Genomic DNA, 25,819 nt, shown 5'->3' with positions numbered 1-25,819 from the left:
TGATTGTAGCAAAAATCGCAGTCATTGCAGCAAAAACAGGAAAGTGAAGCCTCCGAAAATATTGTAGCAAAAATGAAGCTCATTGTAGCAAAAAGCCTGTTGATTGTAGCAAAAACCGCAGTCATTGTAGCAAAACCAGAAAAGCCAAGCCTACTGGAAATAAAGTTCCTCTAAAGAACTCCATATTTCCCATCCGCCTGAACCAATATTCTACAAATTCCCTATTTTATATGGTAGAGTGATAGATAAGGAGGGGGAAATTGATGAAGAAAATTTCTTTTGTGTTAGGGCTTTCTCTTTTATTAGGAAGCTTTAATATTTCGCCGGCTCAGGCAGAGACACAGGTTTTCAAGGATGTTCCTAAGAGCAATCAGTTCTATGAGCATGTTAACTATCTTTATGACAATAAAATTATGAGTGGAATGGGAGACGGCACGTACGGGTCTGAGAAGTATATCACTCGCAAACAAGCAGCTCAAATGATTGCTAAAGCGCTTAAACTAGATACGACGCCTCGAGATACATCGTTCAAGGATGTAAAAAAATCAACTGATGGATCTGGTGCCATTCAATCTGCTGTAGAGGCAGGGATCATAAAAGGCTATCCAGAGGACAATACGTTCCGCCCTGGTGACAATATTACAAGAGCGCAAATGGCAAGCTTTTTAGCTAGAGCATTTAAACTTCAAGAGGAAGCTCAACCGTTCCAGGATGTGAAGGTTGGCTCGTCTGCTTATACGGATATTCGAAAAGTAACTGCCGCGGGTATAGCGAAGGGTTATACAGAAAAAGAATTCGGTCCTCAAAACTATGTAACTCGTATTCACTTTGCTGGTTTCTTAGCGAGAGCGCTAAATGATGACTTAAAAGTGGAAGCACATGCTTGTGGCTATGATAATAGCTCTAAAACAAATCCTACAAGCCAAGCGGTTAATTGCCTCCTTACTACGGAAGCGTTAAAGGCTGGTGTCCCACCGGAAATCGTTAAAGGTGTGGCAGCTGTAGAGAATGGGTGGACGCATTTCCAACCAAATGGCGAACCAATTATCAGCAGTGATGGTGGAATTGGTATTATGCAAATCACGAATACAGAGGGCTATGACGTAGAGAAACTGAAATATGACGTCGTTTACAATATACAAACTGGTATTGACATGCTTGCGAAAAACTTTAAGCGAAGCGATTTACCGAAGGTAGGAGCTCATGATGCTACGCAACTGGAAAGCTGGTACTTTGCTGTTATGGCCTACAATGGGACAAAGGCTGTAAATAGTCCGGTTTTTCAAGCGACAGGATTAAGAAACCCAACTGCTTACCAAGAAAAGGTATACCAAAAGATAGTGGAGAATGGCTTGCGTTCAACCAATATTGATAAAATCGTGATGACGAAGGAAGACTTTACATACGGGGAGGAGACCAATTATTCAATCCTCTTTAATAAAAAAAGCTTTGCTTTGTCTACCACGACACCTTCTGCTGAGGTGCTAAAAACTGGTGCCGTGATTTCTCATAAAGGAAAAGGGCTTCGTGAGCAGCCAACCACGTTATCCAAGCTTACTGCAACTCCTGCTGGAATCAAAATGACAATCTTAGGTTCTCCTGTTTATACACTAGAGAGCTCATCCGATAACCATTTTGTTTGGTATCCAGTGGAAACGATTGTAAATGGCAAAAAGCGTGTTGGCTATATTGCATCATCAAATATTAATTAGCAATAAGAAAGCAGAGACGTTGAATATACAATGTCTCTGCTTTTTCCTATACTATTCCATTATAGGTCGGTCCGTAAGAAATAAAGGTAAATCTAGTTGCTCCGAAAGTGTATTTTCTCTTGGCGTGTATACCTTTTCCAAATCACGTTGTGTTCCAGTCGGTAAACCTCTGTCTTCCAGAAGTGCTTGAAATGCATAAACTAATTCTTGTCTCTCAAAAACCATTAAGTTATAGGGCATGATGATTTGTCGATTAATATATTGGAGAAGCCAGGCTTTCATCATCAATTTACTCAAATAAAACATAATGAGGGTGTAAAGTAAAAAGCTACCTATTAAAAGGGCAGGAGATAGCTTTGTGATTGAGTACATATAAATTGCACTGGAGATATATAGACAGCTGGAACTGGCAGTGATAAGGATAGTATAGGTATTCATTAGTTTTTCTTTTGCAGATAAATCATATCTGTGAACAGTTCTTCCTAGTAGCTCGTCCACTGGATTTTCCTTTTTTACTTCTTTAAGTTGATTCCATACTTGAAGGAGCTCTTCGTTTTGACATTGTTTTTCGTTCGCAATGTTCCAATTCAAGCGTTGTATGTCCTGCTTGATTCCAGCAAGTTCTTGTTGAAAGCGTTGGTAGCCAAACTTAAAGGACGTTATATTTCTTGCATTGAAGGAAAAAGATATACATAAGATAGACGCAAAACTAAGGGATAGTACAGCGAAGGTAGCTTCTCCTCCTATAAAGTACGTATATCCGTAGTATAGGGTAAGACCTATGATGGTATTGGAAATTAAAATAGATAACCCATAGCTAAATCTCCCACTCCAAACTATATAGAAGATTGAGCAAGCAACTGGTACTAGTAGCTCTGCAAGAAGTAAATCATCTGTTCCCTTCGTTAGTACGAGTATAGTAGAACTTATAGTGAATGCTGTGTAACTATTTAAAAGAGAAGCACCCAACGCATACCTTTGAAGCTTTAATAAAAGCATATTCATAAAAAATAATACGATAAAGTAAGTGATTCCAGCTACAGTGGAAAGTTTTTCGAAATAGATATGCAGCAGAATAACAATTTCAGCAGCGACCGCAAAGCTCCAACCAGTATTTAGTAGCCTTTTATTTCCAATAAAGAAAACGACGCCGATCACGAAAGAAAGACTTAAAAAAATAGGGAGGAAAGATAAATCTGCTACAAATCGAATTAGGTTGGTGGCTGCAAAAGCTGAAAAGAAAACAAGGCTTATTACTTTGGCTATTTGACGTGCATCTTTCAATGATAAGATCCTCCTAAGTTTATTCCTGTTAATAGATGCTTTCATTTTAAAATAAAGGTAGGAGTTTAGATACAAAAATCGTTCAACAAGTTTCGCATGGTTGTAAGGAAAATAGGTAATTTGAAAGAAAATTAGTGAATCAAATATACTTATAGTGCATATTTCAATACTTGACTTAAAATGACAAATTTCACTAAATAGTTTATGTATAATGTTTTTATATGAATAGAAAGTAGGCAAGTACATGGGCAAAAAACATTTAAATCTTATTCCTTTTTTCGAGGGGTATGTAAGAAACTATCGACGCTTTAATCTTTCTTCCGATTTTTCTTTGATAATCGCAGGATAGATAAGCGTAATCGCAAGATCGGCCAGAACGCCAGAACCACAAGATGGATAAGCTTAATTACGACTTTGGCCTGCTTTTTTACGACTTTCGCTTCAGTTTTTACGAAGTTCATGCTCGTTTTTACGACTTTCCATTTCCGCGTCCGCTCCTGATTCTATTTTTACGACTTTGGCCTGCTTTTTTACGACTTCCCCCCAAGTTTTTACGACTTTCCATTTCCACGTCCGCTCCTGCGTAATCACAAGATCCCCAGGGTTAACTGCAAAATAAGTAACTAAAATCGCAAGATCTGATATAATTTCAACCCTCCTTTCATTCAGGACTTGTAAATTATTTCTTTTCTGCGATGATTGTTTTAAATAGATGGGGGTGGGAAACATAAAGATTAGCTAGTAAAGGAGGTTTTCCATTGAAGATTCGAATGGAATGGCATTATAAGACGCCCAAGGGAGCAGAGGTGTTTTTTCGCTCGGAGGAAATGCCTGCAGCTCAAGCATTGCTGATAGCAGAGGATATTGAAAAGACTGGGAGAGTCAAGCGCTTAGAGTTAATCGATAAGCATGATAGTTCTTGGACAATGAAAGAGCTAAAGGGCTATGTGAAGGGAATAGAAACAGAGCCGCATAATATAACGGTGTTTTTTGATGGTGGCTTTGATATTCAAAGTAAATCTGCTGGTCTTGGCTGTGCTATTTATTATGAGCAGAGCGGGAAGTCTTATCGATTGCGTAAGAATGCACCTTCCTCTGATTTAGTTTCCAATAATGAAGCGGAATATGCTGCGCTCTATATGGCAATTGTCGAGTTGCAGCTTTTGAACGTACATCACATCCCGGTTCGGTTTATAGGGGATTCACAGGTGGTCATCAATCATATGACAGAGGAATGGCCAGTTGTCGAAAATACACTTGCTCGTTGGGCGGATCGGATAGATAGAAAGCTGGAGGAACTTGGGATAGAAGCAGAATATGAGCTTGTTTCTAGGAAAAAAAATATGGAGGCAGATCGTCTCGCTGGTCAAGCTCTCAATGGGATTGATATTTTTGGCGTGATTGAGCTATAAAATGAAGCGAATGTTGGGGTTCTGAGTAGATCATCAAACGAGCAATGCTACACAGTAGATCATTGTCAAAAAAAAGGGCGCCCCATAAGTTTACTACTTACGGGTCACCCTTTAATCTAATTACTCACCTGGATTCATTCGTTTGGTGTTTTCCTGTTTTGCTGGTGAGTCATTATTATCTTCTTCTAAGGATTCTTCTGTTATAGGCGCCTTGGTTTTCTTCTGTGATTTTGGAAAATCTGTTTTGTTGTTATTATCCTGTACGCGTTCGTTGTAATACATCACACTAGTCATGGCACCCTCTTCGACCATTCGGTTATCATCTGGGTCACCAGGATCCGAGTACCCTGCTTTTGTCATTTGAGTTGGTGGATTTTTTTTAGTTTCTAATAAAGAAGATAACTTTGTCTTCGTATTTTTTAATGTTACTTTTGCTGTCTCTCTGTTTTCCTGCTTATATAAGTACATAAAGGCGGCGGTGGCGATTCCACCTAAAACCATTGCTCGTTTTTTTAGCATCATTAGTCACTCCCTCTTCTTTTTTATTATAATACCCACCAAAAATCTTCATGAAACATCATCAGAATTTATACTATCTTGTTCTAATCTTTCCCTTAACTTACGAAGTATTCGTTCTCGTCGCTTTTTTGCACCTGAAATGGTTATATTCAGCTGCTTGGATACCTCTTCAAATGAGTATCTCTCTTTGTATAACAAGGATATTAACAATTGTTCATGGGGTTTGAGCTGCTCAATGGCGGTACATAGTTCTTCATTGTAATAGGTTAACTGTTGATTACTATCAATAAGGCTTGTAAGTGTATGTGTTTCCCAGAGACTCTCTTTTGACGTTTCCTTCTTGAGCTCATCTAACATGGCCCCATAAATAAGCCTGTAAGCATAGGAGTGAAGCTCGCCTTTACTGTCGTCATACTTTTCTAATGCCATCCATAAACCAATCAGCCCTGCTTGTCGAAAGCTTGCATGATTTTTATAGATACGAAGTTTTCTCATGCAGAGGGAGATCATGGGGTCGAACTGTACGATTGCTTCCTCTAATTTCATTTTGCTCTTCCTGACAAAGTATGCATACTCTCTGTATTCCTAGGTATTAATAGGATAGTAGATAGACTAAAGGAAAGCGACTGAGCCAATTTCTATAATTATCGAGCAAAAAAGAGATTTGCTTTAAGTGATTTTAAAGAATTCTCTATAAAAAATGAAAAAAGCCACTATTTATTTTTATTGTCCACTAGAGGAAAGAGTTTATACCAGTACAGCGCCTCTCTGGAGACAATTACATTTACGAAGGAGGAAATCCGTCCGATAAAAACATAGGAAATAAAAACTAAAAATTTTGTATATTCAGTAAAACAGTACTAGTAAGTATCTGGTAAAATAGGTATAATTTAAATAGAAAACAGAGGGGGAGGATTGTAATTTGATATCTTGTGAATCATTTTTATTAAATAAGCAAGCTTTAATGGTAGAAGCTGTTTTTACAAATGGGTATAGGTCTAAAATTATTACTACCCATGGTGAATATTTTTCTACGAAGACAGTTAGAGAGTTATTGGAGTTAGCTTGTATCCGTTATGCATCTACACTAGAAGGAAGGATTCAAGCGACAAAGAAAAGGCTAGGTTTTTCTAATAAGTCACCTATCGTTATAGCTCCTGGACAACTCGGTGCTTTTCCTACTAAATCCTACAAGCATTTAGAGTGTGTGTGGATATTTGGGCACTTGTTTCATGTAGAAGAGGTTAACCGGGAAACGTGTAGAATTACATTCTCCAATGGCATGTCCTATCAAGTTTCCTCAACTAAGCATATTTTAATAAATCAGCAGCAAAGACTTCATACGTTATTAAATGTCTCTCATCCTATGCATTTTGATAGAGAAAGTAATGGTATATAATTTCTTGAATATTTAAAGCTAACTACATTTTTGATGTGTAGTAGGCTTTTTTTAATTCTATATGTATAAAGTTGTCAAATAAATATTTAAATTTTAACTTTTTATCGTACAATTTATCTAATATAATAGATAAAAGGTGATATTTAAGAATGAATTTTATACAAATTTGCTTATGCGAGGGATAAATGATGAAAGATTGGAATATCTATGTAGATTTTCATATCACGATGGAGGAAGGAACCTCCCTATTTAAATCTCACACTACATGCTCTATTTATGTTCCTGATTTGGACGATGCGTTAGTTATTGGAGAAGCTGACATATATCTGATCAATCTGAAGAAGAGCTCTTACGAAGATATATGTGGAGAGGCAGCAATATTATCCTGCCATTTATCTCAAGCAGTGAATCAACTGGAACGGTTCTGTGAGATAGAGGAGATAAATGGATTTATTGCTATGATACAATCCCTCCATATTCAGGAAGAATGGCGTTTAAAAGGGCTGGAAGAAGCTTTTATTTCAAAGCTATTAGCACAATTCTCCTATTTTAATGTAGAACTAGTTACTTATATTCCGATGGAAAAACATGATGGCTTAACAAGTGACCATTTTAGTAATTGGGAAATGACTTACATAGACAATGGGAATGACAATCCATTGTGGTATACCTATTTATCTCGCTCAAAAGTTCCGTCTGAATAAAACAGACGGAACTTCTCCGGAGACATAAGGAGGATACTCTTTAGAACTCTTCGAATGAGATCTCATACACTTTTTTCGGTCTTCCCCTAAGCTTCTTTTGCTGCTGGAAAGAGACCTTCGCAGCATGATGCTCCTCTAATTTTTTTAAGATTCTCGTTGCTGCCCTCTCTGTAATTCCTAAATGGGTACTTAGGTCCTCTGAGGATAGGAGATTTGTCTGAAGTTTGCTCATAACGGCCATTATCTTCCTTATCTGAAGTGGAGAGGTATGCAGTTTCTCACTTAATTGCTCAATTGTATTGTCAAATGCTGTGCTAATCTGGATAGCATGCTCATCCCCGAGCGGACCTATCATCTCCCCGTCATCTAACACATAGGCTTGAGATTCAGAGGTTGTACCCATAGAAGCAGCTTTCTCCGCATTTAATTGGGCTCCTTGGATCGTATGCCCGACTCCCCAGCCAATCCGTACAGAAAAAGGAAGCTCCTTTGATAGGAAAGAAACAAGGGAGCAGCTAGAAGCGTTATTTGTGATGGTAATAAAATCCGCATAGCTTGTTATAAGTTCGAAATATAAGGAGCTTTGGTGGATAATAAAATTCATCTTATTTCTTTTTCCAAAATCCATAATTGCCTTATGTAAGGACATCTTTCGATAGTCTAGTTCCCTCAAGCTGTCACGTGTAAGAGATAATTCTAAATGGGCGATTACTACTTGGTTTTGTGTTAAACGTGCCAACCGTATTTCTTTTAGAAGCTCTTCCACTTTCTCGAGCATACTTCTTCTAGAGGGAACAACCAAAATGACGTTTACCCCAAAAGGCTCTAATAGCTCAGGTAAATTACTTAGCCGTGTCATCGTTATGTCTACTTTTTTTTTCTTCCAAAGCTCCTGATGAAGTTCTTTCATTTTGTCGTATATATCTAAATCAGCATAGGCTTCCATACCAGAGCTATAGATATAGGGGAAGTCTTCTGGCTTGGTCCAGTCCTTAATTTCTAAGTAATTGTTTTCCTCATAAAGAAAATCAATGAGACAACGACTCATTTGAAAGCCAGGATGCTTATACATATATTCGGAGAGCACTCTATAGAAGTCCGTGTTTGTTACATCAAAATGGAACATTGGTAAGTCGACCTGTGGAAACGTTTTTTTAACAAAAAAATGAGGAATCTGCCCACTGAATAAAATCCCATCAACCTGCTTAATTTTATCCAAAAATATTTCCTGAAGATGCATTAGAGAATCATAGACAGTAAAGATAAATTCACATGGTTCTATTGGTAGAGAATCAACCTCCTTCGCCCATTTCAGGGAATTTTTTGTCGTAAAAACGATAACTCTTGTCATTTTTTTATTTTTCTCCTTTTTCAAATAATTATTGATATCTGTTATTTAATAGTTTAACCTTTGTTTAAAGACATGTAAAAAAGGAGTCTTTAAATAATTGAGGGAGGGATTTTTATTAGCCAGTCAAACAATACGGAAGCTGTAAAGCTTGGAAAGATGGATCGATTCCTAGCTTTTGTTGAAAGAGTAGGTAACAAGCTACCTCATCCTTTCATTCTATTTTTCTACTTAACGATTGCGTTAGTGCTAGTTTCGTGGATTTTAAGCTTGTTTAATGCGAAGGTAGTTCATCCAAATACCCAAGAAACGGTAGCTGTAAAAAGCATCATATCCGGTGAAGGGATTCAATACATACTAGCCAATACACTTACAAACTTTACTAGCTTTGCGCCCCTTGGTTTAGTGCTTACTATCATGTTAGGGATTGGATTAGCTGAAAAAGTCGGACTATTGGAAATGCTCATGAAACGGGCGATTATTAATACACCAAAGAAAATAATTACGTTTACTGTATTCTTTATTGGTATTTTAGGAAATATCGCATCGGATGCAGCCTTTGTTGTTATCCCGCCATTAGCAGCGCTTGTGTTTCTGTCTGTTGGGCGCCATCCATTAGCGGGACTTGCTGTCGGACTAGCGAGTACGGGAATTGGTTTTTCTGCGAATATAATGATTGCGGGGACAGATGCTCTTCTTTCTGGAATATCTACGGAGGTAGCAAAGGGGTTTAGTGCAGATGCGCTGGTCACACCATTAGATAACTGGTATTTCATGAGTGTATCTACCTTCATATTGGCTTTTGTCGGAACCATTCTAACAGAAAAATATGTGGAACCACGTCTTGGAAAATATACTGGAGAAATGCCCGAATTCAATAGTGGTATTACACCTTTAGAGAAAAAAGGTTTACGAAATACGTTAATTGCAGCGCTTGTTTTTATTGCAATCGTTGTAACTGGATTACTTATTCCTAATTCGCCATTATTAAATGAAGATGGTACTATCCTACGTTCCCCATTCCTTTCAGGGATTGTACCTATTATTTTCTTATTCTTCTTAACGCTAGGAATTGTTTATGGGGTTAGTGTGAAAAAGATCAAAACTTCCGCTGATGTACCAAAAATTATGACCGAGGCGATTGGAAGCTTTTCTGGATATATCGTTCTCATATTCATGATCGCCCAGTTTGTTGCTTTCTTTAACTGGTCCAACATCGCTATTTGGTTGGCTGTACATGCTGCAGATTTATTAAGAGATATAGGTTTGACGAATATTTTTGTTATTGTTTTATTTGTTTTATTAACTGCCTTCTTAAGTCTCTTTATCATCAGTGGGTCTGCTCTTTGGTCGTTGGTTGCACCAGTATTTATCCCTATATTCATGGCTCTAGGGTATCATCCAGCATTTATCCAGATGGCTTATCGAATCGGAGAATCCTCGACGAATATGGTGACGCCGTTAAATCCGTATTTTGCGATTATTTTAGCGTTCATGCAGGTTTACGATAAAAAAGCAGGAATTGGAACACTTATGTCCCTTATGATTCCGTACACAATTGTTATGTTGGTCGTATGGACACTATTAATGCTTGTATTCGCGTTTTTCGGAATCCCGATTGGACCTGGAGTTGGACTATACTGGAAGTAAGAGGTGAGAACTTTGACTATGTTTACGATGCCAGTCGAGTTGAATCAACAATTGATTAAATGGAGAAGAGATCTACATCAACACCCAGAGGTTGGCTGGACTGAATTCCGTACAGCCTCTCTCCTTGCCGGGGAGCTTAGTGAGCTAGGCTTTTCAGTGAAATTAGGGAAGGAAGTATTGTCCGAAAATAGAATGGGTGTCCCAAGTGAGGAACGCTTGGAGAAGGCGTATTATCGAGCAAAGGAACATGGCGGAGTAATAGAATTTATGGAGCGGATGATTGGTGGATATACAGGTGTTGTTGGGACGATTGTAGGCGAACAGCCTGGTCCAACCATTGCGTTTCGCTTTGATATGGATGCATTGGATATTTTAGAGACGGATATTAATTCGCACGTTCCAGTCGTAGAAGGCTTTCGCTCCTTGCATGAAGGAGAAATGCATGCTTGCGGACATGACGCTCATTGTTCAATAGGTCTTGGACTTGCAACGGTGCTTTCGACTAATAAAGACAGGCTAAAAGGAACCATCAAAATCATCTTTCAACCAGCCGAGGAAGGTGTTCGAGGTGCCAAATCCATGGTGGAAGCAGGAGTAGTAGATGATGTCGATTACTTTTTTGGCTGTCATGTCGGGACAGGTGTTCCACTCGGTACAGTGATTGCTGGTACTGATGGTTTCCTTGCCACCTCTAAAATTAATGCGAGATTTAAAGGGAAAGCGGCCCATGCAGGTGCAGAGCCGGAGCAAGGGAATAACGCTCTATTAGCAGCAGCATCTGCTATTTTAGGTCTGCATTCCATCCCTCGTCATAGTGGGGGAGCATCCAGAGTAAATGTAGGTACCTGTGTTGCGGGTGATGGGAGAAATATTATCCCGGCACATGCATCACTTCAACTAGAAACTCGTGGAGAGACGGCAGATGTACATGCATATATGCATCAGCAGGCAATCCAGATTTTAGAGGGTGCTGCTTCTATGCATGGTATTTCATTAGAGTACGAGGTTGTTGGAGAAGCAAGAACCTGCTCTTCTTCTGCTGAATTAAAAAGAATCGTATACGAAGCAGGGAAAAAAGTGTCAATTGTGAAAGAAATGCAGCTCGAAGCGAAATTCGCTGCCGGTTCAGAGGATGCCACTTTTATGATGGAGCAGGTGCAAAGGCAAGGCGGACTAGCCACTTATTCGGTATTTGGCACCACCCTTGCTGCAGGACACCATCATGAGGAATTCGATATTGATGAAGACGTTTTATCTATCACTCTACATACATGGCTTGCAACATTAGAAGAAATTTGGAGGGATGAGCAAAATGGACCTAATCGACAGTTATCTAGAGAAGTATGAACCAGAAGTAATCGCTTTAAGCGACCGAATCTGGGAGATTCCAGAAACACGCTTTCAAGAATATGAATCTGCGAAGTTATTAGGTGATTTCCTGAAGGAAAAAGGATTTACAGTTGAAACAGGAGTTGGCAATATCGAAACAGCCTTTACTGCTACCTTTGGAAGTGGGAAGCCTGTTATAGGAATACTAGGTGAATTTGATGCGCTTTCCGGTTTAAGCCAGCGTGCCGCTAGTGATGTACGCGAACCACTCGTAGAGAATGGTAACGGCCATGGCTGCGGACATAATTTACTTGGAACAGCTGGTATTGCTGCGATACTGGCAATAAAAGACTTAATGGAGCAAGGAAAAGTGAAGGGTACCATCAAGTATTTCGGTTGTCCAGGGGAAGAAGGGGGCTCCGGAAAAACATATATGGTCCGTGATGGCGTATTTGAAGGAGTAGACGTAGCACTCACTTGGCATCCAAATTCTTATACCGGTATCTTTTCTTTCTCTTCGCTTGCCAACTATCAAGTATATTTCTCCTTCGAGGGGAAGGCGGCTCATGCAGCAAACTCTCCGCACCTTGGACGAAGTGCACTAGATGCTGTGGAATTAATGAACGTAGGGGTAAATTACCTGCGTGAGCATATTATCTCGGAAGCAAAGGTGCACTATGCGATTACGAATACAGGAGGAGCTTCTCCAAACGTCGTACAGTCTGATGCGGAGGTCCTTTATTTAATTCGTGCCCCTCAGCTAGCTGATGTTGAGTCTATCTATCAACGTGTGATTGATATAGCAAAGGGTGCCGCTCTGATGACCGGAACAAAGATGTCCATCCGTTTTGACAAAGCATGCTCTAACTATATTCCCAACCATACATTGAATGAGATAGTGGATGCGAAGCTTCATCAGTATGGCTTGCCAACCTACACAGAAGAAGAAAAGGCATATGCTACTAGGATGGCTAAAACGATTACACCAGAAGAGGTAGAGGCAGCTGTAATCGATGCTGAAAAGCTCTCCGCCTATACTGTTTCGGAGAATTTTCATGTAGAAGGAGAGCCTTTCTTCCGGGAAATTATTCCATACGTGAAAAACAGAGAAGTGATGCAAGGATCGACCGATGTAGGGGACGTGAGCTGGATTATTCCAACGGCACAATTCTTTACCACCTGCTTTGTAGCAGGAACCCCACTTCACACATGGCAGCTTGTCTCACAAGGTAAAACTTCCCTTGCGCATAAAGGGATGCTGTACGCAGGTAAAGTAATCGCAGCATCTGCGGTAGAATTATTTGAGCAACCATCATTAATTGAGCAAGCAAAAGAGGAATTAAAGAAGCAAGTAGGAGATACCTATCGAAATCCCCTACCGAAAGACTTAAGACCAAGCGCATTATAAATAGAGGCCACCCCTTGCAGGTAGCTACCATCCAATTGATAGTAAATTGGGATTGTAGCTGAGTGAGGGGTGGTTTTTGGTTGTGAAAAAGTGGTAAATGCGAAACTTTACCGCAAGTAAATGAGTCGAAATCGCAAGTATTCTAGGTCACTTCGCAAGTAGCACTCTACCTACAGCAAGTATTCTTTCTCCCAGCGCAAGTATACAGAAGCTTACCGCATGTATTTCCTTTTTATATCCAAATAAAAGCGCCGTGAATAGACAAGCTAGGGCTAGAATGCTGTACAATTTCTAAATCATTTATTGTGTTGCACCCCTATCTAAATTTCTCTTCCACATTATAGAAGTTTATGATAACTAAAAGTCTATTCTAGAAACATGTATAATAACCTATTCATTCCAGACCGTTGATAGTGTAAAGTTTCGTAGTGGAAAGAGGAGATAGAAATGACTGGAAATACGCATGTTATTGGTGGGCTAGTAGCTGGGCTTGCGACTGCGCAGTTCACGAGTTTGGAGCCGGTTTTGTTGATGGGTGCGGGAGTGTTAGGTGCATTGATACCAGATATATGTCATGGGGGAAGCTGGATTGGTAAAAGATTACCCATTTTGTCTAAAATAGTTCAAGTGATCTTTGGGCATCGTTCTTTTACACATAGTCTGTTGTTTCTACTGATTATAGGGGCATTGCTGCAAGCATTTGTTTCACATGAGGCGATTATCTACGGTTTGATAGCTGGCATGGGAAGCCACTTGCTTTTGGATATGGGTACGAAGAATGGAATTAAGTTGTTTTTTCCAATCAGTATCAGAGTTAGATTACCGTTGACAATTAGGACAGGGAGTAAGGGAGAGGATATTGTATTTGCAGCTCTTTCTTTACTGACAGTCTATTTCGGATATGAAGTATTCATCATATAAAAGAGAGGAGGAGGGCATGTGCCCTTCTCCTCTTATATATTATCTAGCCAGGTCAAATGTAGCCCGACTGCGGTGGCCGAGTGCCTCCTCGCCGTCCTCCATTTGCTTGTCGGGGCAGTACAGGCGCTTACGCTTTTCTTGGGTGTCCAGCTTCAGCGCCTTGCCCCTCGAGGTCAAATGTAGCCCAACTGCGGTGGCCGAGTGACTCCTCGTCGTCCTCCATTTGCTTGTCGGGACAGGATAGGCGCTTACGCTTTTCTTATGGTGTGAATGAATATTTTGCGAAGCTGTTTTCTGTTGGTGCTAGATATTTAATGCCGCTGCCTGTACCGACAAAGTCTTTTGCTTTTGCAGATGTTTCAAAAATTAGGTTGGCATCTGTTTTTGTGAACTTCCAGTTACCATCAGCAGACGGATCAATTTTTCCAACCTCGATCATGTAGTCGATGATTGCTTGACGGTTTTCGTAAGCGTAATCAATTGCTTCTGAAGCATTACGTACCCCAGGGAAGCTTCCGCTTGCACGGTAGTTGTTAGTTGCTACAAGGAATTTTTGTTGCGGGTCGATTGGCTTGCCGTTATATTGTAGGTTTACTACACGGCTTGCTTTTTCATTAATCGTCTTACCAGAGTAGTCATATTTAGCTGGTTGTGTAAGATTGTATTCATATGTGACCCCGTCAATTACATCAAAATTGTACGTACGGAATTCACTGTTGATAATATTTTGTTCTCCGGTTTTAGAAGGATCTACTTGGTTGAACTGTCCAGCAGACATTTCTAACCATTCTTTAATATCAGCACCTGTCATAACTAGTGCAAAAACAGTATTATCGTATACATACAAATCTGCTACGTTTTTAATTGCAATCTCCCCAGCTGGGATTTCGGTGTAGTAATCTGCACCATTACGTCCGCCAGCCTTAAATGGAGCGCCTGCAGAAAGTACAGGTAGGTCGGCAAATTCTGTACCCTTAACCTTGTTTTCTACATACCATTTTTGAGCATTTGTTACGATTTGAATAGAAGGGTCATCTTGTACTAATGCAAAGTAGCTATTAATAGGAGCAGTTGTTTCTCCAACAGCCTCTCGTACATACTTAATTGTGCCTTCGTGTGCTTCTTTTACTGCATCTACGACTTTTTGATTTACTACATCCGTTGTAGAATCAATTTCACGAACAGCTCCAGTACCTTTTGTTACCTTCCAAGATTGTCCTGCTTTTACTAACGTTAAGTCGATAACGCCTAAGTGGCTGCCGAATTTCCCTGGCATCACAATTGGAGTTCCGTTAATTGTACCTTGTTCTTGATTAACATGCTGTAACTCTCCGTATTCACCTGGGAATACACCATGGTTATGTCCAGTAATTACAGCGTCTACGTTTTTAAGCTTGGTAATCTGGTAAGCTACATCATCCTCTAGTTTGGTATGCTCTTCGTCACCCATACCAGAGTGAGCAAGCACAACGATTACATCTGCACCCTTTGCTTTTACTTCTGGTACAAATTTTTCAACAGTATCCGCAGCATCCTCAACATTCACTTTACCATCAAGATGTGCTTTGTCCCAACGAACGATTCCAGGGGCAACTACACCGATTAATCCTACTTTGATTGTTTGCTTTTTACCTTTATTGTCTACGACTTCTTTGTTCAAAATAGTGTATGGAGTATAACGGTTTTCTTTTGTTTTTGCATCATAGACATTAGCATTTAGCATAGGAATTGGAGAAGAGTCGATTACTTTGTCTAGGTAATCTAAGCCATAGTTGAACTCGTGGTTACCTAATGTAGTAGCGTCAAAGTTTACAGCAGCCAACGCAGCAAGTGCGGGGTGAACTTCTCCCTCTTTTATAGGTTCAACGTTTGCTTTATATCCACCAAGTGGCGTTCCTTGAATTAAATCTCCATTATCTACAAGGATTGTATTTGGGTTTTCTTTTCTTGCTTGCTCAATTAAAACTGCCGTTTTGGCAAGTCCTACAGAATTCGAAACCTTGTCTTGATAATAATCATAGTTTACAAAGTTTGTATGTAAATCAGAGGTTCCTAGAATTCTTAGGCTTACAGAGTTGTTTCCTTTTCCGATAGCATCTTTTAAGCGATCAAGTATTTTTTGTGCTTGCTTCTTAGTAACGATGCTTTGAGGTTTAGCCGTGCCATCCTCGTAGCCTAGTAGTAATCCAAGACCAACAGCCTTTGCGATTTCTGGAAGCTCACCAGCTTTAAATTTCTTTTTATCTTTAAAGCGATTTAGTAAGTCTGTAGAGAACGTATCTCCCGTTTTTGCTGCACGGGATGCGAAAATGAATGCGTGTTCACGTGTTAACGCTTTGTTTGGACTAAACGTTGTAGGAGTCGTCCCTTTTGTCAGGCCGTTATTTAGTGCAGCCTCTACATAAGGCGCTAGCTCTTTATTAACATCTTTAAATTTGATAGATTTCCCATCACCTAATTCTAAGTCAAGTGCTACTACAAGAGCGGTAATATATTCACCACGTGTCGTTTGATCAGCTTTTGCTTCTGTTTGTAAAGCGAAAGAAAAGCTACTAAATAATAGGGCGAAAATAATAATCCAAGCTCCAAACTTTTTCCAAATGGACATCTACGTTTCATCTCCTTTTATCGTATGGTCGCTTAAAGCGTCCACTTAGAAGCATATCATGAGTATCACACATTTTGGATATTAGAATCATACTTTTTAGATAATTAAGAAAATAATACTAACTTTTATTAGGTAAATAAGACCGTATGAGATGATTATAGAAGAATTAAATTATTTTAGTATAACTTAATAGGTCTTAATTATTATGTAAAGATAGTTTAATAGAGGTTTTATAATAAAAAGAAAAGAGGCTGCCAGCTTAGCTGGTAACCTCTTTATCATAAAAGACTTGAATGACTGCCTTTATTTGCTTTTTGGGGAAACATGATCGTTTGCGTATTATTCGGTTTTATTGAACGCGTGCAAAGCCAAAGCCTGATGCATAGTCGTCGCCAGTTGCAGCGCCGTATCCACCTTTGATGTCTACTGCTTTCGCTCTATTTTGTAAGTTTGTGCGTAGTTGAGTGTGAGACCAAGATGGATTTTGAGCCCAAACTTTTGCTGCTAATCCAGCAACATGAGGAGTAGCCATGGAAGTTCCGCTGATTGTGTTATATCCTCCGTTGTACCAAGTGGAGTAAACAGATGAACCTGGAGAGGAGATTTCAATATCTCCTTGTTGAATCGAGTAGTCTCCATCTGTAGAAGCATATCCACGAGAAGAATAGTCAGCTACACGGTAAGTACCGTTTTGTTGAACGTTTTCTAATGCTGCCACGGCAATCGCATTCACTAGTGCACCAGGGTAACCAATTGTCCCTTGAGAGTAGCCAGAGTTACCAGCTGCAGCAACCACTAGCACACCTTTGTTATATGCATAGTTTACTGCGTTAGAGATTAAGCTGTTATTCGCAGAAGATCCAAGGGACATGTTAATAACTGTTTTTGTGCCTGTAGAGGATGCTTGGTCTGCTGCGTGTCTAATTGCAGCTGCGATGTCATCTGAATAACCAGAACCGCTATCTGTTAATACTTTATAAGCCCAAAGGTCAGCGCTTGGTGCAACCCCATAAACTCCACCTTTGTCACTACCACCGTCAGCAAGTGCTGTACCCGCAACGTGAGTCCCATGTCCATTGCGATCTGTACAGCTGTTGTTGATAACTGTTGAAGAACCAGTGAAGTCTTTACATTGTTCTACACGATTTACTAAATCAGGATGAGAGGTGTTTACTCCTGTATCCAAGACTGCGATGTTAATACCGCTTCCTCCAGATGTAGAGGTTAAATTATTGTTATTATAGATAGCTTTAATACCCCAAGGCACCTGCTGAGAAGCTCTTGCTGCAACTTGGTTGTCTGGAGCGCTTTGTTCAACTGTTTCCTTATTATCAAGTCCAATTGCGTCTACAGTCACCACTGGAACCTTTGTAACAGTTATGTTTTTGTTTTTTTGTAATGCCTCGAATTGCTTTTCATTCATATCGGTTGAAAAACCATTTTCTGATAGCTCCCAGCGCACACTATATTGATTTGTTAATGAGGCCTTTGCTGCTTTGTTATTCGCTTCTACATAGACACGAAACTTTTCACTAGAGTTTCTGTCTGCGGAGTTGCTTTCACTAGCAAGTGAACCTGCTTGTACTGGTGCTGCCATAGATCCTGCGATTAATAAACTGAGTACTGCCATTTTTACTTTTTTCATTCATCCTAACTCCTTTTCGATTTGAATTTGTAGTACACTTTAAAACTATCACACTACTATATTTTTGTTTATTGGGAAAATTTCGATTACTATATATATCAATATAGTTATTAATGTAGGAGGAAGAAGCAATGAAAATAGGCTCGTTGATCAAGTATCACCGCACAAAACAAGGTATGACACAAAATACCTTGGCAATGGGAATATGTTCGATTCCTCATTTGAGTAAGATAGAAAACAATAGTAAAGAAGCAAATACTGAGACTATACGCTTGTTACTTGAGCGTTTGAAGATTAATCTACAAGACGTTAAAAAGAGTGAGCAAAACATCCAGTACTTATTAAACCGACTACTAGAGCATATGAATTTCCAAGAGGAGGTGAAAGCGAAGGAGGCATTAGAGGAGTTAAAGGACTTCGAAGAGATGATTGTCTTCACGGAATATATTTATCTATACGAGCTTTATAGACTACGTTTCTATGTTTTTACTAAGGAAAAGGGCTTAGCTGAAAATCAATATAGATGGCTGAACGCCCATAAGCAGAATTTTTCCCAACATGAGAATTTCATGTTTTTCTATTTCGGTGCTTTAGTTTTACTTCTAAGGGGTAAATACGAGGAGGCTGATAGAGAGCTCTCCAAAATACTCCTAGAAAATAAAGAGTTAGGAATGTTTGAAGGGGAAATTTATTATCACATTGCTGTAGTAAAGGGGAGATTGGAAGAATCGAGTCAAGCAATTATCTATGGAAGGAAGGCCCTGCAATTTTATAAGGATCAGTTTAATTTTAAGCGTATTCTTCATACGCTAATGTCTTTAGCCCTCAATTACTCTCGCGGTAAGGTTTATCATGAAGCCATAGAAACCTATGAGCATTTACTACGAAATGTGGAGCTACTCCAACAGCATCATCTGTTGCCTCATATCTATCATAACATCGGAGATCTCTATCAAAATAAGGGAGACTATGAAATAGCTTTGCATTACTTTGAGAAGAGTACTGCTCTAATGCCAAAGGAGACAGAACATTATTTGCTTTGCTTATATAATCTAGCAATCACGCAGCTACGCTTGGAACAGAAGGAGGAAAGTAAGTTAACCTTTTTACAGCTAAAGTTGGAGGCTAAAGAGAAACAGAAGCTTCCATATCGTTTGTTTTCTATCTTTTACTTATATTTGCTAGAGGATGACAAACCTAAGGCTATGAAGTTTCTAGAAGGAAGACTACTTCCTTATACAGCAAGAAATGAGGAGTTAAAGGAAGTTCATCAGCAGTTCTCACAGCTGTTAGGAGAATATTATAGGCAAGAAGGCAAATTTGAAAAGGCAGTACAATTTATTTAATTTCAAAAGGAGTGTTAGAGATGAAAAAAAACAAAATGATTACAGGGATTATTACGGTTAGTGCAGTAGCGTTATTTGCATTTGGTACTGGGGTGAGTGTAGCTGACACCAAAGAGCAAATTCCAATCCATCCACCAGTGGGATTCGATGAACAGCAAATTCCGATTCATCCACCGATAGGGTTTAATGAACAACAGATTCCGATTCACCCACCAGTTGGATCTGAAACACAGCAAATTCCGATTCACCCACCAGTTGGATCTGAAACACAGCAAATTCCGATTCATCCACCAGTTGGGTGATGCTGATAGAAGTAGAAAGCTGTCCTAGCATTTAGAGGACAGTTTTTTTGTGCTTATGAGCCACGGTGATGAAATGGAATGCACTTTTTTACTTGATGTCTATATAATATAGGTTAGATATCAATAAAAAGGGGTCCAGCAAATATGTTATGGAAGATAAATAGACTTTTAGAAAAGATCGCCCCTTACTTGATTCCCGTAAGTGTTTTAATCGGTGTTCTTGTATCTGAGCATATTGTTGCATATGCTTGGCTGATTCCGTGGATTTTTGCTTTCATGACGTTTGCAGGAAGTCTAAATTCAAGCTTTGCTTCTTTTCGAGATGTAGTACTACATCCACTTCCCATATTTCTAGCCATGCTTGTACTGCATATTGTGATGCCGCTTTTTGCATTAGGGATGGGGCATATTTTTTATTCCGATGATACATATACCATCACAGGCTTAGTTCTAGCTATGGCTATTCCAACAGGTATTACAAGCTTTGTTTGGGTGGCGATGTGCAAAGGGAATAATGCGCTTGCGCTAACGGTCATTTTATTAGATTCTCTTTTATCTCCACTACTTGTCCCATTAACCTTGTCGATTTTGGTTGGCGGGAATGTTCAAATTGACTCTTCTAGTATGATGGTTGGGCTATTTTGGATGATTGTAGTTCCGTCTATAGCTGGAATGACATTGAACCAAGCGACGAAAGGGAAAGTGGTTGCGATTTTGAGCGCAAGGCTTGCTCCTATTTCGAAGGCAGGTCTTTCTTTAGTGGTAATGCTGAATGGGGCAGTGGTTGCTCCCTATCTAGTGGAGGCTAAGCTGAAGCTAGTCGGTCTTGGTTTGCTTGTTCTTTTTATTGCTGTGTGTGGTTATTTTGTTTCGTATTTAGTTGGAAGGCTGTTGAAGCAAAGTGATGAGAATATCACAACGCTTACTTTTTTAGGTGGAATGCGTAATATAAGTGCGGGAGTGGTGCTTGCCACCTCTTATTTCCCTCCGCTTGTTGCGTTACCTGTAGTGCTTGGTATGCTCTTTCAACAGGTGATCGCGTCCTTCTTTGGTCGGTTTTTTAACAAGAGAGGGAGAGTATGAGAAAACAGATGAGAACCCTTATGGTTTTATTCATAAGGGTTTTTTGATGTGACTAGGTTCTCCGCTGCGTCGGACGCTTTCCACAGGGGGAGCGGTGAGCCATAGCCGAACGCTTTCGCGTGCCGTTGCTATGTCTCACCTGTCTCCCTACCCCTGTAGGAGTCGCCGACGCTGCTCCGAACCATGAGTGTCTGCTGATAAGAAGAGATTTAATAAATAATAGATTTTGATTAATTAATACCAAAAAGGCTATAACTATTGAGTTGAGATACTATGTTCTCCGCTGTGTCAGATGCTTCGAGCGGAGGCCAACAGACATCAATGCTTGCGCTAGTGTTGTCGTACCTACCACGCTGCTCTTAATCCATTCTATGTTATCGAAGTAATTCTCAGGATAAAAATCCTCTCTTTCTATCGTAGCCCTTAATCATTTGGAATTTGCTCTGCAAGGGGCATTGATTTCTTTTTTTAATAGATTTCTGCGCAATAAATTTTTCTCCTCATATTCTTACTTTCTTCGGCGTAAAAATAGTAGAAAGTAACGATTTTCCTTTTTCACTAAGTTTTATATTATTTAATAAACCGAATATTTTTAAAATTTTATTATCTAGAGGGGTTATGCAATGGGATTACAGGAAGCTGTGGAAGCTTATGTAGAAGGAAAGAGTGCAACATTTGGCGTTTATATAAAGCACTTGGAGTCGGGTGAGGAGGTAGGTATCCATGCTGACCGCCTGTTTCAGATGGCAAGTGTATTTAAAATCCCTATACTAGCAGCTCTTTTTGAGAAGGTATATAAAGGGGAGATAGATTTATACGAAAGAGTCATCCTTGATCAGCAGGATTATGTGCCAGGTTCCGGTGTATTTCAAGAGTTTACCTATGGTGCTCAGCCCACTATCAAGGATTTAGCGACTCTGATGATTATTGTCAGTGATAATCTGGCCACGGATAAAATTTTGCAGATAGTTGGTGGATCGCAGTACGTAGAACAAAGGATGAAAGCACTTGGTTTTGAAGATATCCATCTAAGTCATACCTGTTGGGAGTTATTGAGCTTAAGTGCTGGGATAGAATCTTCAACCTATAGTGAGGAACTGTTTCACCGGATTATTACTCGTTTGATAGATGGGAAATATGATTTGGATAGCATTGTTTTTCAAGAAAGAAAGGATAGTAATACGAGTACTGCTAGAGGGATGACGAAGCTTTTGGAAGCTATTGCAAAAGGTGAGTTTGTGTCTCAAGAATGCTCACAGGACATGCTAGAAATTTTATTCAAACAGCATTACCAGCAACGAATTCCAGGAAAGCTGCCACGGGATAGAAAGGTAGCGAATAAGACTGGCAGCTTAGGCACGGTGTTTAATGATGCGGGTATCGTATATTTGCCGAATGGGACAAAATATGTGATTACTGTTTATTCCATCGGGGACAATTTAGACTACCAAGGGGACGAGCCTATTGCTGCTATCTCTTTACTAGCCTATCAACATTTTGAGAAAAAATAGAATTTTCAATCAGATGATACTATAATGAGGATAGCTAGTGTTACGAAAAGAGGGAGATTGGAATGTATATCATTGATACGCATTGTGATGCTTTACTAAAGCTTCAAATGGCGAAAAACGGTAGGAAATATGGAAGAGAACTACTTAATTTTGCTACCTCGGATGAGTTAGAAACAAATCTACACAGGCTACAAGCAGGAGAAGTGAAGGCACAGTTTTTTGCGATTTTTATTTATCCCAACATACCGGTGGAGCAGAAGTGGGCTGCTGCACTGGAACAGATTGATCTATTTTACACAGAAATTTTGGGTAAAAATCCACAAATGAAGCATATAAAGAAATGGGAGGACCTGACGAAACTAAGAGCAGATGAAATAGGGGCTGTTCTTACTTTAGAAGGGGCCGATGCTTTTGGTAATGACCTTTCTAAGCTTCGCCATTTATATCGGTTAGGTGTTCTATCCATTGGGTTAACATGGAATAACGCTAATCTTTGTGCGGATGGAGCAGAAGAAAGTAGAGGGGCAGGCTTGACGGACCTTGGGAAAGAAGTCGTGAAGTTTAATAACGAGCACCGAGTGTTGACAGATGTATCCCACCTTTCTGAGAAGGGCTTTTGGGGCGTCATGGAACTAGCAGATTATCCATTTGCTTCTCATTCGAATAGCTATACTCTCTGTCCACATCCACGAAATTTGAAGGATGAGCAAATCAAAAGCTTGATAGAAAAAGAGGGACATATTCATGTAGTGTTTTATCCGCCTTTTATTACGGGCAATCAAACAAGTGACATGTTAGATCTAATTAAGCACATTGATCATATTTGTTCACTAGGAGGATTACGACATATTGGTCTAGGCTCTGATTTTGATGGAATAGACGTCTATACCAAGGGCTTGGAGCATGCCGGGGTATACCAGAATCTCATAAACGAGCTACTGAAATATTACTCAGAGGATGCAGTTAGAGGATTTGCATATCGTAATTTTATAGAATCAAAAATCATGAAAGTGGAAGTGTACACTTCTTAAATGTCGAGGTCTACTATCAACCATAAGGGAAACAATTAAGTGGAAACGGATCCTTTATAAAATGAAAAGGAGTTTTTAGATGAAGCCTATCATTGGTGTTTCTTCAAATTTAAAGGAGCAAATTCTGTCTGTTTCTACCGATAATATAGAGGCTATTACAAGGTTTGGAGGGATTCCAATTGTCCTTCCGAATATGGATAGAGGGCTAACAGATTCCATTGCCAATCTAATTGACGGGTTACTTTTAACGGGTGGTGGCGATATAGATCCAACATTGTTTGGGGAAGAGCCGCATCAAGCATTAGGAAGTATAGTCCCTGAAAGAGATGAGTTCGAGATTGATCTTATTAAGAAAATGCTGGCTCAAAACAAGCCTATTTTAGGAATTTGTCGTGGGGCTCAAATACTCAGTATCGCTCTAGGTGGGGATATGTATCAGGATATTTATACACAATCGGAAGCAAGGATAATACAGCATGATCAAAAGGCTCCACGTACACATGCCTCTCATTTTGTACAGGTAAATAAGGACTCTGTGCTAAGAAACGTAGTAGGTGAGGAACGTTTCAAGGTAAATAGCTTCCACCATCAAGCTGTACGTAATATTCCAGACGGTTTTCGTGTGAGTGGCATGGCGAGCGATGGCATTATTGAGGCTTTTGAAAGTGAGTTCCATCCATTTGTCATGGGAATACAGTGGCATCCTGAATCATTACTTTTAAAGGATGACAGTCCTTCTATCTCTATTTTTAAAGGTTTTATCGCTGCATGTAAGGAAAAAATTTCGATGCAGATTCGGAAAGAAACAACGGTGTAAGCCATTTGAAAAAGGAACGACAAAAAAGCATTTGCGAGATTAGGATTTTCGTAGATGCTTTCTTTTTTCATTGACTGGTGCTTTTGCGGTCATGAGTGAACCTTTTATGGATTTATATGCTAGAGAATCTGATTAAAATCGGATTCTTTTTTTGTTCACTTTTAGGTTGTACAAACTTCTTCTATTTATTAAATTTCTTTTTCCATTCATGAAAATGCGTGAATGGGCAAAAATAAAGAGAGATTTTTAAAGGGAGGTCAAAAGTTGAAAAGCCTACTATGGACATGCTTATTGGGATTCTTGCTTTTCTTTCCTTTTGCTTCCGTTGGCGTAGCAGCTGAGGGGCAATCCCGGGAAGAAATTCTAAACGCTCGTATGGATTACTATGTGAAATACTCGAGTGATACGCTGCCTTGGTATTATCTTGCGGCTATCGATCAATATGAACGAAATATTCAAGAGGTACGAAGTGATTTAACGAAAAGAGAAGGTGTACTAGCGATTCAGCTGACAGATGATTTTTGGGTTGGTCCTTTAAATCCTAGAGGGGACGATACAGACGTTCGGACTATTTCTTATTTTGAAGGGAATGGGATGGATGGAAATGGCGATGGTTTGGCGGATCGCTCCAGCGATGAGGATGTTTTATTCACCTTAACCCAATATCTAATCTTACGAGTGCATTCTGAAAAGGATTTTAAGAAAGCGTTAAAGGACTATTACCTTCAGGACGAAGCTGTGAAGCAAATTACTACAAATGCCAAGCTATATAAGCATTTTGAAACGCTGAATTTAGATAAGCGTGCTTTTCCTCTAGCGCTTCAATATAACTATAGCTATCGAAGTACTTGGGGAGATTCAAGGGGCTGGGGAGGCAGAAGAATCCATGAAGGAACGGACTTGTTTGCCTCGACGGGAGTACCAGTAAAATCTGCTACGTACGGAATAATTGAAACAATGGGCTGGAATGATTATGGTGGCTGGAGGATTGGCATTCGAGATGTAAATAATACGTATCATTATTATGCTCATCTATCCGGTTTCAAAAAAGGCTTAAAAGAAGGGGATATTCTAGAGCCGGGAGCGGTAATAGGCTATGTAGGGAGCTCCGGCTATGGGAAAAAGGGTACCTCAGGAAAGTTTGCTCCCCATCTTCATTACGGAATGTATAAGTTTAACGGACGGACAGAGTGGGCTTATGATCCTTTCCCTTCCTTAAAAAGGTGGGAAAGAGAAGATAAGACACGTCGTACGGTTGAGCCAAACCCGGCAACTCACTAGTTGCTGGGTATTTTAAATAAACAGGAGAGCAAACCAATAGATATGCATGAGAAGTACGAATACGTAAAGGAAAATGGTTCCGGCAATCATTAATTGAATGAATGGATTTGGTTCAAATCTCGATAACAATTTCATTAAAACGAGTGGCAATAACATCTTGATCACAAAAAAGAGTCCTACGTTGAAATCATATAAGAATCTCATTAGTGGGTTTGCCTCTGTTATATGCCCACCCTGTAGTCCGACATGAGTAAATACTGCATCTAGCATGGCTAACAATAATAGTATGGAGACGGCACTGTGGGACAGTTTCTTACTGTTTTCAGTGCTAGCTAAACTATTCAATCTAGTCCCTCCTTTTTTGCCTAGTATGGATAGTTCGCTTGTTTATTAATCTTTTTTATCCCGCATTAAGGGACAGTAAGACTCCCCCTTCAAGATGGCAAAAGAAATGAGACAGCTAAGTGGGAGATCAACTGTCCCTAAAAGCCCGATTGGTTCAACTAATG

At 39.6% G+C, this 25,819-nt stretch carries 22 protein-coding genes; 15 read left to right on the top strand and 7 right to left on the bottom strand.

From position 1 onward, the window contains the following. Positions 1 to 263 precede the first annotated feature (263 nt). Positions 264 to 1,712 carry an S-layer homology domain-containing protein gene (locus AC1VU3_RS13565; RefSeq protein WP_482983757.1) on the top strand — a complete coding sequence of 483 codons (1,449 nt, stop codon included), beginning with the start codon at positions 264 to 266 and terminating at the stop codon, positions 1,710 to 1,712. A 51-nt stretch (positions 1,713 to 1,763) separates the two neighbouring features. Here AC1VU3_RS13565 and AC1VU3_RS13560 read toward each other — a convergent pair whose 3' ends face one another. After that, entirely contained in the window at positions 1,764 to 2,996 is a 1,233-nt protein-coding gene (locus tag AC1VU3_RS13560) for a hypothetical protein (RefSeq protein WP_482983756.1), read from the bottom strand. Between the two features lie 758 nt (positions 2,997 to 3,754). Between AC1VU3_RS13560 and AC1VU3_RS13555 the strand changes: the two genes are divergently transcribed. Next, positions 3,755 to 4,408, top strand: coding sequence for a reverse transcriptase-like protein (locus AC1VU3_RS13555; RefSeq protein WP_482983755.1), 654 nt, complete (start codon positions 3,755 to 3,757; stop codon positions 4,406 to 4,408). Positions 4,409 to 4,528: 120 nt separating this feature from the next. Here the strand turns inward: AC1VU3_RS13555 and AC1VU3_RS13550 are convergent, their stop codons facing one another. Together AC1VU3_RS13550 and AC1VU3_RS13545 are read right to left on the bottom strand one after the other, a co-directional pair. Further along, positions 4,529 to 4,927, bottom strand: coding sequence for a hypothetical protein (locus AC1VU3_RS13550; protein ID WP_480390260.1), 399 nt, complete (start codon positions 4,925 to 4,927; stop codon positions 4,529 to 4,531). Positions 4,928 to 4,975: 48 nt separating this feature from the next. Continuing rightward, positions 4,976 to 5,473, bottom strand: a complete 498-nt coding sequence (locus AC1VU3_RS13545; RefSeq protein ID WP_482983754.1) for a sigma-70 family RNA polymerase sigma factor — start codon at positions 5,471 to 5,473, stop codon at positions 4,976 to 4,978. A 376-nt stretch (positions 5,474 to 5,849) separates the two neighbouring features. Between AC1VU3_RS13545 and AC1VU3_RS13540 the strand changes: the two genes are divergently transcribed. Both AC1VU3_RS13540 and AC1VU3_RS13535 read left to right on the top strand, forming a co-directional pair. Continuing rightward, positions 5,850 to 6,326: a competence protein ComK gene (locus tag AC1VU3_RS13540; RefSeq protein WP_480390262.1), complete on the top strand. Its 477-nt coding sequence runs from the start codon at positions 5,850 to 5,852 to the stop codon at positions 6,324 to 6,326. 188 nt (positions 6,327 to 6,514) lie between these two features. Further along, positions 6,515 to 7,030 carry a hypothetical protein gene (locus AC1VU3_RS13535; RefSeq protein ID WP_482983753.1) on the top strand — a complete coding sequence of 172 codons (516 nt, stop codon included), beginning with the start codon at positions 6,515 to 6,517 and terminating at the stop codon, positions 7,028 to 7,030. Between the two features lie 40 nt (positions 7,031 to 7,070). On the opposite strand, the gene AC1VU3_RS13530 is transcribed toward AC1VU3_RS13535, so the two are convergent. Next, positions 7,071 to 8,381: a hypothetical protein gene (locus AC1VU3_RS13530; protein WP_482983752.1), complete on the bottom strand. Its 1,311-nt coding sequence runs from the start codon at positions 8,379 to 8,381 to the stop codon at positions 7,071 to 7,073. Between the two features lie 156 nt (positions 8,382 to 8,537). On the opposite strand from AC1VU3_RS13530, the gene AC1VU3_RS13525 reads away from it, so the two are divergent. From AC1VU3_RS13525 to AC1VU3_RS13510, 4 genes are all read left to right on the top strand, one after another. Next, the gene (locus tag AC1VU3_RS13525; protein WP_482983751.1) at positions 8,538 to 10,028 is read left to right on the top strand and encodes an AbgT family transporter; all 1,491 of its coding nucleotides are present in this window, start codon (positions 8,538 to 8,540) and stop codon (positions 10,026 to 10,028) included. 18 nt (positions 10,029 to 10,046) lie between these two features. Beyond that, positions 10,047 to 11,375: an amidohydrolase gene (locus AC1VU3_RS13520; RefSeq protein WP_482983789.1), complete on the top strand. Its 1,329-nt coding sequence runs from the start codon at positions 10,047 to 10,049 to the stop codon at positions 11,373 to 11,375. Continuing rightward, on the top strand, positions 11,332 to 12,765 hold the full coding sequence (locus AC1VU3_RS13515; RefSeq protein WP_482983750.1) for a M20 family metallopeptidase: 1,434 nt from the start codon (positions 11,332 to 11,334) through the stop codon (positions 12,763 to 12,765). The genes AC1VU3_RS13520 and AC1VU3_RS13515 overlap by 44 nt, the downstream gene beginning before the upstream one ends. A 447-nt stretch (positions 12,766 to 13,212) precedes the next feature. After that, the gene (locus AC1VU3_RS13510; RefSeq protein ID WP_482983749.1) at positions 13,213 to 13,686 is read left to right on the top strand and encodes a metal-dependent hydrolase; all 474 of its coding nucleotides are present in this window, start codon (positions 13,213 to 13,215) and stop codon (positions 13,684 to 13,686) included. Between the two features lie 259 nt (positions 13,687 to 13,945). Here the strand turns inward: AC1VU3_RS13510 and AC1VU3_RS13505 are convergent, their stop codons facing one another. Both AC1VU3_RS13505 and AC1VU3_RS13500 read right to left on the bottom strand, forming a co-directional pair. After that, complete coding sequence (locus AC1VU3_RS13505) at positions 13,946 to 16,294, bottom strand: bifunctional 2',3'-cyclic-nucleotide 2'-phosphodiesterase/3'-nucleotidase (protein WP_482983748.1); 2,349 nt, start codon at positions 16,292 to 16,294, stop codon at positions 13,946 to 13,948. Positions 16,295 to 16,643: 349 nt separating this feature from the next. After that, on the bottom strand, positions 16,644 to 17,939 hold the full coding sequence (locus AC1VU3_RS13500; protein ID WP_482983747.1) for a S8 family peptidase: 1,296 nt from the start codon (positions 17,937 to 17,939) through the stop codon (positions 16,644 to 16,646). Positions 17,940 to 18,070: 131 nt separating this feature from the next. On the opposite strand from AC1VU3_RS13500, the gene AC1VU3_RS13495 reads away from it, so the two are divergent. The 7 genes from AC1VU3_RS13495 (at position 18,071) to AC1VU3_RS13465 (ending at position 25,310) form a co-directional block, all read left to right on the top strand. Then, a complete protein-coding gene (locus AC1VU3_RS13495; protein ID WP_482983746.1) occupies positions 18,071 to 19,285 on the top strand; it encodes a tetratricopeptide repeat protein in 1,215 nt (404 codons plus the stop codon). 20 nt (positions 19,286 to 19,305) lie between these two features. Next, positions 19,306 to 19,587 (top strand): hypothetical protein, encoded by a 282-nt coding sequence (locus AC1VU3_RS13490; RefSeq protein WP_482983745.1) that lies wholly within the window; start codon positions 19,306 to 19,308, stop codon positions 19,585 to 19,587. A gap of 144 nt (positions 19,588 to 19,731) precedes the next feature. After that, positions 19,732 to 20,670: a bile acid:sodium symporter family protein gene (locus AC1VU3_RS13485; RefSeq protein ID WP_482983744.1), complete on the top strand. Its 939-nt coding sequence runs from the start codon at positions 19,732 to 19,734 to the stop codon at positions 20,668 to 20,670. Positions 20,671 to 21,293: 623 nt separating this feature from the next. Continuing rightward, a complete protein-coding gene (locus AC1VU3_RS13480) occupies positions 21,294 to 22,181 on the top strand; it encodes a serine hydrolase (protein WP_482983743.1) in 888 nt (295 codons plus the stop codon). A 62-nt stretch (positions 22,182 to 22,243) separates the two neighbouring features. Continuing rightward, positions 22,244 to 23,212: a dipeptidase gene (locus tag AC1VU3_RS13475; RefSeq protein WP_482983742.1), complete on the top strand. Its 969-nt coding sequence runs from the start codon at positions 22,244 to 22,246 to the stop codon at positions 23,210 to 23,212. Positions 23,213 to 23,291: 79 nt separating this feature from the next. Further along, complete coding sequence (locus tag AC1VU3_RS13470; protein ID WP_482983741.1) at positions 23,292 to 24,029, top strand: gamma-glutamyl-gamma-aminobutyrate hydrolase family protein; 738 nt, start codon at positions 23,292 to 23,294, stop codon at positions 24,027 to 24,029. 264 nt (positions 24,030 to 24,293) lie between these two features. Further along, positions 24,294 to 25,310, top strand: coding sequence for a M23 family metallopeptidase (locus tag AC1VU3_RS13465; RefSeq protein WP_480390282.1), 1,017 nt, complete (start codon positions 24,294 to 24,296; stop codon positions 25,308 to 25,310). 12 nt (positions 25,311 to 25,322) lie between these two features. Here AC1VU3_RS13465 and AC1VU3_RS13460 read toward each other — a convergent pair whose 3' ends face one another. After that, positions 25,323 to 25,655: a DUF5658 family protein gene (locus tag AC1VU3_RS13460; protein ID WP_482983740.1), complete on the bottom strand. Its 333-nt coding sequence runs from the start codon at positions 25,653 to 25,655 to the stop codon at positions 25,323 to 25,325. Positions 25,656 to 25,819: the final 164 nt, after the last annotated feature.

The organism is Psychrobacillus sp. Z16_25 (genome assembly GCF_056856695.1).
The sequence above is the reverse complement of the archived record's forward strand: the minus strand, read 5'-3'. Positions and strand labels throughout refer to the sequence as shown.

Excerpts from the sequence above, each read along its gene's own strand:
- AC1VU3_RS13550 (WP_480390260.1), bottom strand. The coding sequence starts at position 4,927 with ATGCTAAAAAAACGAGCAATGGTTTTAGGTGGAATCGCCACCGCCGCC.
- AC1VU3_RS13565 (WP_482983757.1), top strand. The coding sequence starts at position 264 with ATGAAGAAAATTTCTTTTGTGTTAGGGCTTTCTCTTTTATTAGGAAGC.
- AC1VU3_RS13545 (WP_482983754.1), bottom strand. The coding sequence starts at position 5,473 with ATGAAATTAGAGGAAGCAATCGTACAGTTCGACCCCATGATCTCCCTC.
- AC1VU3_RS13500 (WP_482983747.1), bottom strand. The coding sequence starts at position 17,939 with ATGAAAAAAGTAAAAATGGCAGTACTCAGTTTATTAATCGCAGGATCT.
- AC1VU3_RS13470 (WP_482983741.1), top strand. The coding sequence starts at position 23,292 with ATGAAGCCTATCATTGGTGTTTCTTCAAATTTAAAGGAGCAAATTCTG.
- AC1VU3_RS13530 (WP_482983752.1), bottom strand. The coding sequence starts at position 8,381 with ATGACAAGAGTTATCGTTTTTACGACAAAAAATTCCCTGAAATGGGCG.
- AC1VU3_RS13505 (WP_482983748.1), bottom strand. The coding sequence starts at position 16,294 with ATGTCCATTTGGAAAAAGTTTGGAGCTTGGATTATTATTTTCGCCCTA.
- AC1VU3_RS13495 (WP_482983746.1), top strand. The coding sequence starts at position 18,071 with ATGAAAATAGGCTCGTTGATCAAGTATCACCGCACAAAACAAGGTATG.
- AC1VU3_RS13525 (WP_482983751.1), top strand. The coding sequence starts at position 8,538 with ATGGATCGATTCCTAGCTTTTGTTGAAAGAGTAGGTAACAAGCTACCT.
- AC1VU3_RS13520 (WP_482983789.1), top strand. The coding sequence starts at position 10,047 with ATGTTTACGATGCCAGTCGAGTTGAATCAACAATTGATTAAATGGAGA.
- AC1VU3_RS13510 (WP_482983749.1), top strand. The coding sequence starts at position 13,213 with ATGACTGGAAATACGCATGTTATTGGTGGGCTAGTAGCTGGGCTTGCG.
- AC1VU3_RS13515 (WP_482983750.1), top strand. The coding sequence starts at position 11,332 with ATGAGCAAAATGGACCTAATCGACAGTTATCTAGAGAAGTATGAACCA.
- AC1VU3_RS13480 (WP_482983743.1), top strand. The coding sequence starts at position 21,294 with ATGGGATTACAGGAAGCTGTGGAAGCTTATGTAGAAGGAAAGAGTGCA.
- AC1VU3_RS13485 (WP_482983744.1), top strand. The coding sequence starts at position 19,732 with ATGTTATGGAAGATAAATAGACTTTTAGAAAAGATCGCCCCTTACTTG.
- AC1VU3_RS13490 (WP_482983745.1), top strand. The coding sequence starts at position 19,306 with ATGAAAAAAAACAAAATGATTACAGGGATTATTACGGTTAGTGCAGTA.
- AC1VU3_RS13535 (WP_482983753.1), top strand. The coding sequence starts at position 6,515 with ATGAAAGATTGGAATATCTATGTAGATTTTCATATCACGATGGAGGAA.
- AC1VU3_RS13475 (WP_482983742.1), top strand. The coding sequence starts at position 22,244 with ATGTATATCATTGATACGCATTGTGATGCTTTACTAAAGCTTCAAATG.